The 7,171-nt window shown below is 54.3% G+C and carries 7 protein-coding genes; all 7 read left to right on the top strand.

Annotation, left to right across the window (positions count from 1 at the left end; all coding sequences use genetic code 11):
• The coding region (locus ACKVOS_RS03580) for a VOC family protein (RefSeq protein ID WP_409210643.1) at window positions 1–579 on the top strand (579 nt) is incomplete at its 5' end.
• Between the two features lie 148 nt (window positions 580–727).
• A complete protein-coding gene (locus ACKVOS_RS03575; RefSeq protein ID WP_409210642.1) occupies window positions 728–1,894 on the top strand; it encodes an amidohydrolase family protein in 1,167 nt (388 codons plus the stop codon).
• A gap of 32 nt (window positions 1,895–1,926) precedes the next feature.
• Complete coding sequence (locus tag ACKVOS_RS03570; protein WP_409210641.1) at window positions 1,927–2,892, top strand: phytanoyl-CoA dioxygenase family protein; 966 nt, start codon at window positions 1,927–1,929, stop codon at window positions 2,890–2,892.
• Between the two features lie 13 nt (window positions 2,893–2,905).
• Complete coding sequence (locus ACKVOS_RS03565; RefSeq protein ID WP_409210640.1) at window positions 2,906–3,880, top strand: aldo/keto reductase; 975 nt, start codon at window positions 2,906–2,908, stop codon at window positions 3,878–3,880.
• A 110-nt stretch (window positions 3,881–3,990) separates the two neighbouring features.
• Window positions 3,991–4,725, top strand: coding sequence for an alpha/beta fold hydrolase (locus tag ACKVOS_RS03560; RefSeq protein ID WP_409210639.1), 735 nt, complete (start codon window positions 3,991–3,993; stop codon window positions 4,723–4,725).
• Window positions 4,726–4,740: 15 nt separating this feature from the next.
• A complete protein-coding gene (locus ACKVOS_RS03555) occupies window positions 4,741–6,198 on the top strand; it encodes an MFS transporter (protein ID WP_409210638.1) in 1,458 nt (485 codons plus the stop codon).
• A 270-nt stretch (window positions 6,199–6,468) separates the two neighbouring features.
• Window positions 6,469–7,101, top strand: coding sequence for a tyrosine-type recombinase/integrase (locus ACKVOS_RS03550; RefSeq protein ID WP_409210637.1), 633 nt, complete (start codon window positions 6,469–6,471; stop codon window positions 7,099–7,101).
• Window positions 7,102–7,171: the final 70 nt, after the last annotated feature.

The raw sequence follows: 7,171 nt of genomic DNA, 5'->3' as shown, positions 1-7,171 counted from the left end.
GGCAACCAATATGCCTATGCCCGCGATCCCGAAGGCAATATCATGGAGATAGAAGGGCTACCTTATGCACCCGTGGGCGAGCCAACATGGATGGGCCATGTCGCCATCGTCACGCGCGATATGGATGCGGCGATCGAGTTTTACAGCGCATTATTCGCGACCGAACCAAATAACCGCAGCCGGTTCGGGCCGGGACCACAATTCGATCGGATGGGCGGGCTGGTCGACGCACAGATCGAGGGTGCGTGGCTCCCCGCCGGCAATGTATTGCTCGAACTATGGCAATTCCATGCACCGGACTATCACGGTGCCGAAGACCGACGCGACCCATCCGATCTGGGATATGCATATATTTGCCTCGAAACCGATGCGCTGGCGGAAGATCTGGAACGGCTCGTCGCACTGGGCGGGTATCTACTTTCTGGCATCGCGGAGAATGACTTGGCCCGAGTGGTCTTCGCGTCCGACCGCGAAGGCAATGTCATTCAGCTTCTCGAATTCGGCGAAGCCGGCGGGCGACTCTCGATAGACAGGCTCGACCAGCCCGGAATGTGTGCGCTGGTCGATTCCGGGCGTTAGTCCAACGGCAATATGCGATGCTCCAATTTGACCGCTGCACACAAATCCGTTATTGACCTTATTTATATTTAGTAATCCGATTCGAAGTTCACGAAAGGTTTGAATGGCACTACCGAAATGCCTTCTAATGAGTTGAGAGGAGACGAGCATGACCTATGCAGGCACCCGCCGGATTATCGACGTTGATAGTCATCTAATTGAGCTGGAAGACTTTCTACTCCTGACTGCGAACGACGATGAGAAGTCAATGCTTCCTTCCATGCTTGACCAGAAGCCGGTAATGGAAAAGCGCGAACGGCTGGAATTGGGCCGAGAACAGTATCTCGGGCGGCAAGGTAATCCCGAAATCTCCGCACAGTATGAAGCACAAATTCTCGATAATACGAAGGTAGGCTGGGGCCGACTCGGTGCATTCGATCCAGTCGAACGTTCACGCGCCATCGACCTGTTCGGCTATGAAATCCAGTTGGTGCTGGCGACTTTTACTTTCCATCAATTCTATCACAGCCCTGACGCGGACGTACGCGAAGCAGGCACACGTGCGCTCAATCGGGCGATGGGCAATTTCTGCAAGAATGACTCCCGGATGCGCGCAGTCGGCTATGTCCCGCTGAGCTTCGGCCCGGAAAAAGCGCTTGAAATCATAGAACAGGGCCTTGCCGATGGTTGCTATAGCTTTGCCGTCGATACCAATGAAAGCAACGATCAGGGCCGTTCCTTCACTCACCCCGACTTCGATCCCGTCTGGGCCAAATTCGTCGAGCAACAGATTCCCGTCGTCACGCACGTTGCTATCAACGGCCATTATGACCCAGTATCACCCAGCTTCCGCAACAATGGCAGGGTTTTCCACGAAATCGGCGACGATGCCCCGGCTGGTGAAATCGGGGTGATGACTATCGCCAATTCGGTCCAGCTTTTCCTAGGGGCTATGATTTATGACGGTGTATTCGAACGTCATCCCGAACTGCGCGTCATTTCGATGGAGCATGGCTGTCTTTGGCTGCCAGGCTGGCTGAAGATGATGGACTTCACCGCCAACGTATTCAAGCGGTTGCGTCCGTTCGCCGAGGCACCTTCGATGACAGCGAAACGCCACATCAAGGTCGCGCCATTTGCGGGCGAGCCGGTTGGATGGGTGATCGAGCAGGTGGGGCCTGAAATGCTTGTCTATGCGTCGGATTATCCGCACCCTGAAGGATCGGGCGACCCTATCGCCAAGTTCGAAGAAACGATGACGAATTGCGATCAAGCAACCATGGATGCCTTCTATTTCAATAATATGGCACAGATCATGCACCTCGCAACCGAATGACGCCTAAACAAGAAAGTAACGGGCATACCAAAATGGAAGTTCAATTCGCACATCCGATCATCGCCTCGGACGGCTCTTCGGAAACGCTCGAGATGGAGGCGTTGCGCGCGCATCTTGAAGCGAACAACGGTATCCGGGGACTTGAAATCGTCTCCCCAACCGACATCGAGCAAGCGGTCAGACTTTTTCGGCGCGATGGCTTTGTCGTTGTCGCAGACGTTTTTAATGATGAGCAGACCAGGTTTTTGGCGAATGGGTGTAATGAGGTCGCCTCGGAAATCCTGGCATTGGACAACAATCGTAACGGCAACCGCGGATCGCATCGTTACTCCTTTGGCGGTTCAAGTTTGACACGCAGTCAGCTTCATCGTCCCGAATGGCAAATGATGCTTGATATTCCCGTAGTCGATGAATTGGTGACAGCGTTGTTCGGCTCGCCCGATTACTCGCTGCGCGCGGCAAGTGGCGATTTCTGCCTACCGGGCGCAACCGGTTACCAGCCGCTGCATTCCGACGTCAGCGATTGGTTTAACAGTTCGATTTCGCGTTTCAGCTCTTTTTACGACCCGCGCGGACAGATGACGATCCGCGATTTGCCCTGCCCCTATATATGCGTCAATTTCTTGCCACAGGACGTTACCCGCCTTAACGGACCAACCCGCCAAATCCTCGGCACGCAGCATTCGCGCGCCCCGATTCCGAGCCTTGAAGAAGAACCTGAATGGATGCGGCTGAGCACAGTTTGTCCTGCACCTGCAGGGGCCATCATGATCCGTGATGTGCGGGCATGGCATGGCGGCACACCGAATGTCTCCAACGCGATGCGCGCTATCCCCAATCTGGAATTTTATGCTCCGTGGTTCAGAGAGCCGATGGTTCCCGGTATTACTTATGCCGATCACAAGAAGCTCTCAGAACGCGCGCAGTTTCTGACGCGTTTCTGTGTGGCGGATTCGAGCGAGTCGTTGGTCACAGGCGCGATATTATGGGCTCCATAATGCACCGCACAGCGTGCCAAACGTGAGATATCGCAGGCTAGGCCGAACTGCGCTGAAGGTCAGTGAACTGTGCCTGGGAACGATGAACTTCGGGCCGCGAACCCCGGAAAAGGAAAGCCACGATATTCTCGACAATGCCGTCGAAATCGGTGTTAATTTCATCGACACCGCTAACCAGTATGGCGGCGATCTGGGCGTGGGTGCAACCGAGACCATAATTGGCAAATGGCTGGCTTTGGACCGGTGCAGGCGCGACAGAATCGTGCTCGCCACCAAAGTCCATCAACCGATGTCGAGTGACATCAATGATCGTGGCCTTTCTGCGAGACACATCCAAATGGCCTGTGATGCCAGTCTGAAGCGATTGCAAGTTGATCATATCGATCTTTACCAGTTCCATCACATCGACCGTTTGGCGAGCGTCGAAGAGCTGTGGCAGGCAACCGAACGGCTGATTGCCCAAGGTAAAGTTACCTATATTGGGTCTAGCAATTTTCCAGGCTGGAAGATTGCCCAGATGAACGAAAAGGCTTCGGCAAGCGGACGGCTTGGACTGGTGTGTGAGCAAAGCCCCTACAACCTCATCGAACGAAGGGCCGAACTCGAAGTCATTCCCGCTGCGATGGAATATGGCGTCGGGGTAATTGCATGGAGCCCATTGGCAGGTGGGTTGCTGGCTGGCCCGCCGGAAAAAAATAGCGGTAGACGGCAATCTGATGTGATCAAAATGGCGCGGTCCGTGCGGGCGGATCAACTGGCTCGTTTCGAAACGCTGTGTTGCGGCCTCGGCGAGACACCAAGTGCCGTTGCGCTTGCTTGGACTTTGCACCAACAGGGCATTGCCGCCGCTATCATCGGTCCTAGCAGTGTCGAACAGCTGAGTTCGCTTGTGCATGTTCCTGAAATTCAGTTTGGCGCGCAATTATTGTCTGACATCGATGCCATCTTTGCGCCTTGTGGCGCAGCTCCGGAAGCCTATGCATGGTAAGCCACGCGCACTCTTCCTCAACCGTCGCGGCCAATATTTGGCAATCTGGAGCCATTGAAGTCTCGGGTGGACAATTGGCATATCATCGCACGGGTGGGTCCGGCCCGGTCATGCTCCTCCTCCATGGTCTTACCGACAACGGCCTTTGCTGGAGCCGTGTCGCGCGAGCCTTGGAGACCGGCAATGACATCGTTATGCTCGACGCGCGGGGACATGGCGAAAGTTCGCGGATGCGAACGTACGAAGTGCATGACTCAGCGCGCGACATTGCCGAAGTCATAGACAATCTTGAATTGAAATCGCCAATATTGTTGGGGCACTCGGTTGGTGCGATGGCCGCGATGGCATTTGCCGATGCGTACCCGCGCGTCGCTTCGAAAATCATTCTCGAAGACCCGCCATTTCTGCCGCCACTTAAAAAATCGGAAGTAATCGACCGGCAGAACGATTTCCGGAATCAAGTCATGAGTTTTCGGACCATGACTACTTCCGAAATCAGCGATTTGGGCAGAAAGCTATCGCCTGGTTGGCACGCCGACGAATTCCCAGAATGGACCCTAGGCAAACAGCAAGTCGATCCGGAAGCGTGGCCTACCTTGCTTCCCCGTTGGCAGGATATAATCGAAAATTTTTCCGCACCCGCACTGCTGGTTTATGGCGAGGTTGAGCGAGGCGGACTTGTAACGCGTGAGGCTGCTGCCGATGCCATAAGGATCAACCCGAATTTCCGCGCGGTTCAAATCGCCGGTGCGGGACATAATATCCGCCGCGAGAAATTTCGCGAATTTATGTCCGTCATTCTGAATTTTCTGAATGACGACTGTGTTCCGGAAAGCAGGCTTTAAAAGGGGAGAAGAAGTGTGGCAACGATTGTGATTCCAATCGATCCTATCAACGACAACTTGGTGCTAAAACCATCCATTCCGGTAAAGCTCGCTTATGGGCTGGGTCAGGTGGGGCAAAATGGAGGCTTTGATGCAGCGGTTGCTTTCATCTTTTTCTTCTATTCGGCGGTTCTCGGCCTGTCGGGATCGCTGGTAGGCGCAGCGTTGGCGGTCGGTTTGGCTGCCGACGCTATAGTCGATCCCGTTATCGGCTCGTGGTCGGATAACATCAAATCGCGGCACGGAAGGCGTGTACCGTTGATGGCGCTTGCGGTTCCGCTCATTGCTATTTCACTCGGGCTATTATTCTCGCCGCCTGCTGGTATGAGTCAGTTAGGTTTGTTCGCCTGGCTAGCGGTTATGTCGGTGGCAGTACGCAGCGCGATTTCTCTATTTGCTGTACCCTATATTGCACTCGGTGCCGAATTGACCACCGACTATGCCGAACGAACCAGTGTGGTCGTTTACCGCGCTTTTACCGGAATCTGCTCCGGCGTGGTTGTCACCGCTATCGGCTATTCGATATATTTCGCCGATGGCGGACTGCAACGACCCGATGGATATCCAAGTTTTGGATGGTCGGTTGCACTGCTGATATTTGTCTGCCTTTCGATTTGCTGCCTCGGCGTCAGGCGTTACGCAGCGGCGTTGCCGCAACCCGAACAAGCACCCGAGAAGATGCTGCGCCGATTGCCGGGCGAGGTGAAGGAGATCTTCAGCAACCGTTCGTTTCGGTTGCTGTTTCTATCTGCAGTCATCATCTATATGGCCGCCGGTGCCAATGCCAGCCTGAACAGCCACGCTTTCGTCTATGTATGGCGCATCGAGAGCGAGAAAATCCAGTTCATCAGCTACGCCTTTCTGGCTGGCATTCTTCTGGGCGTGGTGGTCGCGCCAACTCTGCAAAAGATCATGGAAAAGAAAAACGTCGTCATCTTCGGGTTTCTGCTTTTGGTTGCAAACTGGCTGGTGCTGCAAGGTGCGATGCTCGCCGGCTTCTATCACCCGCTAGGCGATGCCGCCTTAATTCCGATGCAGTGCAATTCTTTTGTCGCCGGGATCGGTTTCGGATTTATATTGGTAGCCTACCCGTCAATGATGGCCGATGCCGCCGACGAGCACGAACTCCTGTTCGGCCGTCGGCGTGAAGGCCTGTATTTTGCCGGGCTCGGATTCGCCAATAAAGCAGCGACCGGGCTAGGCGTCATGGTTGCGGGTGTAGCGCTTGATATAATCCGTTTTCCAAGCGGCATTGGCCAAGCGGCATCCGCAACTTTGCCCGAAGCAATGCAGTTCCGGCTGGTAATGATCTGGGGGCCAGTGCCTGCTGCCATCGCTATCATCTCTTTGACCATTTTGTCTGCTTACGGCATTACGCGTGCAAGGCATAAGCAGATAGCGGCAGATCTAGGTCGTGGCGTGCCGCAAAACTGAAAATATCAATCAGTTTCGTTATGTGCCGCGTAACCGGTCGGCAAACATCAGCAACTGCCAAGTATTAACGAACGGCTGTTTCAAAGATATGGTTCCAAAGGATGGAATGACCGAAAAGTTAGCGACAGCCGCCAGTCGTTCTAACCGGCCTAAACGGCAGCTATTCATCGATCCACGCACAGAAGCAGACCGTCCGCTCCCGGCCCAAAAGCTGCCGTCAAGTAACGGGTGTACCCTTCTCTCGGCCATTCCGGCCAAAGGAGAAGTGTTATGGGTATTTCTAATCTCGATCGTAGTGCGCATGAGCGTCGACCATGGAATGTTGGAAGCCTGGTAGGCGCAAAGCGCCCACTCAAGCCGCGCGATGTCTGGGCAATTCGCTTCTTTCTCGACGAGCACGGACGGACGCGCGACCGAGCGCTGTTTGATCTAGCGATCGACAGCAAATTGCGAGGATGCGACGTTATCAAATTAAAGATTGGCGATGTCGTGAGCGGTGGTAGTATTCGGAATCGCGCCACTGTCGTTCAACAAAAGACCGGTCGCCCCGTCCAATTTGAATTGATGACAGATTGCCGCAAGAGCCTGCTTGCATGGCTTGAGAGGCGCGGCGGATCTCTAGACGATTTTGTTTTTCCGAGCCGCGTTAACGACCTCCAACACCTGAGCACCCGGCAATACGCACGTCTTGTTGATGAATGGGTGTCAGCGATAGGACTGAACGCGAGAGAGTTCGGTACGCATTCATTACGTCGCACAAAAGCTTCGCTAATCTACAAAACTACCGGCAACCTGCGTGCTGTGCAAATACTGCTTGGGCACAGCAAAATAGAGAACACGATACGCTACCTTGGAGTAGATATTGAAGACGCTCTCACCTTGGCTGAACGCACGGAAATATAAATGGCTGGCCCCTCATGCAATTCGAGGGGCCGGCTCCACCTAATAAACCGCATGGCTGCAATTGGGCCGG

Origin of the sequence: Sphingorhabdus sp. (assembly GCF_046154385.1) — a bacterium.
GTDB lineage: Bacteria > Pseudomonadota > Alphaproteobacteria > Sphingomonadales > Sphingomonadaceae > Sphingorhabdus_B.
This window is presented reverse-complemented; position numbering and strand designations above follow the sequence as displayed.